This window comes from Ancylobacter dichloromethanicus (genome assembly GCF_018390645.1).
In the GTDB taxonomy this organism is placed as follows: Bacteria; Pseudomonadota; Alphaproteobacteria; order Rhizobiales; family Xanthobacteraceae; genus Ancylobacter; species Ancylobacter dichloromethanicus.
In genome coordinates, this window is record NZ_JAHBGC010000056.1 from 1 (window position 1) to 2760 (window position 2760).

The following is a 2760-nucleotide window of genomic DNA, read 5'->3' on the forward strand; positions in this document are numbered from 1 at the left end:
GGGCGGAACAGATGCACCACATCCTCCGCCGGCACGCGCACCGGCTGGAGGTTGAGGCCGAGGCCGATCTCCGGGCGCTCCTTGACGATCCAGTAGGCGACGCGGGAGCCGAACATATCGAACTCGACGCCGTTGACGATGCGCCCGCCTTCGGGCAGCGGGCGGGTGAGCGAGGCGTCCAGCTGGTCGGGATCGAGCACGCGGATGCGCAGGCCGGCCGGGGTGGCGATCAGCAGCGCCAGCGCCTCGCCATCCACCACCATGCCGCCGACCATCAGGGCGGTGAGGCCATAGAAGTCCATCAGGCCGTCGGCGTCCGCCTCGTCCGTCCATGCCGTCCAGCGCGCCGCCAGCGTGCCGGTCACCGCCGGGACGATGCCGGTGCCAACGAGGCTGCTGACATGGGCCGCCTTGCCCGCCGCCGCGTGCGGGTTGTTCGCCACGAGATAGCGGGCGCGATAGCCGAGCGGGGCACGGGCCGCCTGTGCCGCGCCGTGCTGGTTGCGCATCGCGCCCCAGCCGGTCGCGCGCCGGCCGGTCGCCGCGCCCTCATAGGAGCGCGAGGCCGGGCGCAGCGCGCTCTTGGCGCGGTCAAAGAGGGAGGAGACGAGGCCCATCATGGATGGTTGCCTCAGAGCGCTTCGAGGCGCTTGAGGACGGTGCGCTGCAGCTCGGAATAGTCGATGCCGAAGAAGAAGCGGCCCCAGAAGCGGCTGTCGTCGAAGGCGATCTCGCCGGAGCCGGTCGTCACGTCCTTGAAGCTCTCGGGATCGCCCGCCTTCGGGCGGCAGAAGGCATAGAGCGGCGGCTCGCCCTCGCGGGAGAAGTCGACATACGCCATGTTGTCGAAGCACTCCGCATTGGCGAAGTTGGCGGCCGACTTGGTGTCGATGCCGAACTTGGTGACTTCGGCGAGCAACGCCCACTTCATCACGATATTCCACGTCACCAGCCGCGAGCGCTCGCGGCGGATGGGCTCGACGTCGCCCTCGAAGGGGATGAGGTCGCGCGAGCGCAGGGTGCGCTGCTTCTCGGGAGAGATGCCGGTGAGCAGGGCGACCTGGTCGGAGGTGAAGGACCGCTCGGAGAGCGGGCCACCGATCTTGGGGGTGAGGAGGGACATGGGACGATCCTGGTTGCGAAGCATTGAACGCAGTATGCGTGACTCGATGTAACGAGACAAGTCTCGATACGTACTCCGCAACGAAAATATTGACCGCCTGACGCATCACCCGACGTGCCACCCGTTCCACTCCCCGCCCCACTGCTCGACCAGCCCCTCGGCATCGGCGATGCCGTCCTCGGCCTGGTCGTGCTCGCAGTCGCAGTCCCGGCGGCCGGTGCCGCCGCCGAACCGCTCCGGCCGGCCATCTTCCCAGCCGAGCGAAGGCTCGCCCTCGCTGTCGGGCTCCTCGTCGCCGCCGTCTTCCTCGTCGGGGTCGCCGTCCAGCTCGTCGAGCAGCCCGATCAGTGCCTCGATGGTGCGCTCGGCCCGCGCGCGCAGGCGCTGGCGCTCCACCATCACGAACTCGCGGGTGTGGGCGTTCATGGCCGCGCCTCCCCGCAAAGCTGGGCAAGGGAGCGGCGCAGCGCGGCGAGGAACAGGTCCTCATAGGTCACGCCGTCTTCCGTCTCCTGCGTGCCGAGCGGCAGGTCGCGGCGCACGCCGCCCTGGCCGGAGCCTTCGACATAGGAAACGAGGGCGTAAAGGCCAGCCAGCGAGGTGGGCGCTGTACCGAGCATCTCGGCATAGCCATGGTCGGCGGTGCGGACCAGCACGGCGAGCCGCTCCTCGTCGTCTTCCGTCACGGCCGGGCAGGCGCGCACCGGCTCCATCAGCCGCTTATGCGTGACGATGCGGGCGAGGATCGGATCGGGCGCCGGCAGTGCAGCGGCACCGGCCGGAAGGGCGACAAACGCCGCGCCGAGGGCGAGCGCCTGGCGCCGGCTGGGGGCGAGGGATTGGCGGCTCATGTCCGCCCCTCCGGCTGGGAGACGCGGGGCTTGCGCCAGAGGTCGATCGGCTCGGCGGTCTCGTCGAGGAAGCCGCCGGCGCGCAGGCGGGGATCGGCCTGCCACTCATAGGTCAGCCGGCTGGCATAGACCCAGGCCTCGGCCGGCCGGCCATGCGCCGCCCGGCGGGCACCCGCGCCCTGCAACATCCAGCCATCGCCCGGCGCCGCCAGCGCGTCCATGGCGGAAGCGAAGGCCAGCCACGCCGCGCGGGCGCGCTGCAGCGGGTCGGCGGGTGCCGCGAGGGTCGATGCGGGCGCCGCCAGCGTCAGAACGCCTGTCGGCACGGTCACAAGCGCCGCGCCGAGGCAAAGCGCCTGGCGTCGGCTGGGAACAAGGCTCTCCCGTTCGCGAACATGGCTGTCCATGCGCGTGCTCCTTAATAAGTTGGTGAAAGGCCGGCAGCACTCCGCCGGAAGTCTCGATGACGAAGGGGCGTGGCGCGCACCGCGCTGCCCAGGAATCCCAGCGCGGCGGCCGGCCGCGCCACGCCCCTCCGGGCCGGGGCCTCAGCCGATGGCGGGTGCGGTGCCCTCCGGCGCGCTGGCCAAGATCAGCGCGCGGAGGCCAAAGGCACCCACCCGCCGGGGCGAGGCTCCGGCCGGTGGCGGGCGGGGTGCGTTCCACGCCGGGCAGGAAGTCCAGCACGCCTTGACGGACGCGCGGCCCCGGATGCCCAACATGCGCTTGTCCGAACGCACCCCGCCCATCCGGCTAGGAGCCCTCGGCAGCGAGGCTGCCGGGCCG

Annotated in this window: 5 protein-coding genes; all 5 read right to left on the reverse strand. The window is 71.4% G+C overall.

The genetic code is table 11. From position 1 onward, the window contains the following. On the reverse strand, window positions 1-620 hold a 620-nt coding region (locus KHC23_RS23030; RefSeq protein WP_213376051.1), incomplete at its 3' end, for a phage portal protein. Window positions 621-631: 11 nt separating this feature from the next. Beyond that, window positions 632-1123 (reverse strand): hypothetical protein, encoded by a 492-nt coding sequence (locus KHC23_RS23035; RefSeq protein WP_213376052.1) that lies wholly within the window; start codon window positions 1121-1123, stop codon window positions 632-634. Window positions 1124-1228: 105 nt separating this feature from the next. Beyond that, entirely contained in the window at window positions 1229-1549 is a 321-nt protein-coding gene (locus KHC23_RS23040; protein WP_213376053.1) for a hypothetical protein, read from the reverse strand. Further along, window positions 1546-1974 carry a hypothetical protein gene (locus KHC23_RS23045; RefSeq protein ID WP_213376054.1) on the reverse strand — a complete coding sequence of 143 codons (429 nt, stop codon included), beginning with the start codon at window positions 1972-1974 and terminating at the stop codon, window positions 1546-1548. The genes KHC23_RS23040 and KHC23_RS23045 overlap by 4 nt, the downstream gene beginning before the upstream one ends. After that, window positions 1971-2381, reverse strand: coding sequence for a hypothetical protein (locus KHC23_RS23050; protein WP_213376055.1), 411 nt, complete (start codon window positions 2379-2381; stop codon window positions 1971-1973). The genes KHC23_RS23045 and KHC23_RS23050 overlap by 4 nt, the downstream gene beginning before the upstream one ends. Between the last annotated feature and the right edge of the window lie 379 nt (window positions 2382-2760).

Coding starts and splice junctions, on each gene's coding strand:
- KHC23_RS23045 (WP_213376054.1), bottom strand. CDS start 1,974: ATGAGCCGCCAATCCCTCGCCCCCAGCCGGCGCCAGGCGCTCGCCCTC.
- KHC23_RS23050 (WP_213376055.1), bottom strand. CDS start 2,381: ATGGACAGCCATGTTCGCGAACGGGAGAGCCTTGTTCCCAGCCGACGC.
- KHC23_RS23035 (WP_213376052.1), bottom strand. CDS start 1,123: ATGTCCCTCCTCACCCCCAAGATCGGTGGCCCGCTCTCCGAGCGGTCC.
- KHC23_RS23040 (WP_213376053.1), bottom strand. CDS start 1,549: ATGAACGCCCACACCCGCGAGTTCGTGATGGTGGAGCGCCAGCGCCTG.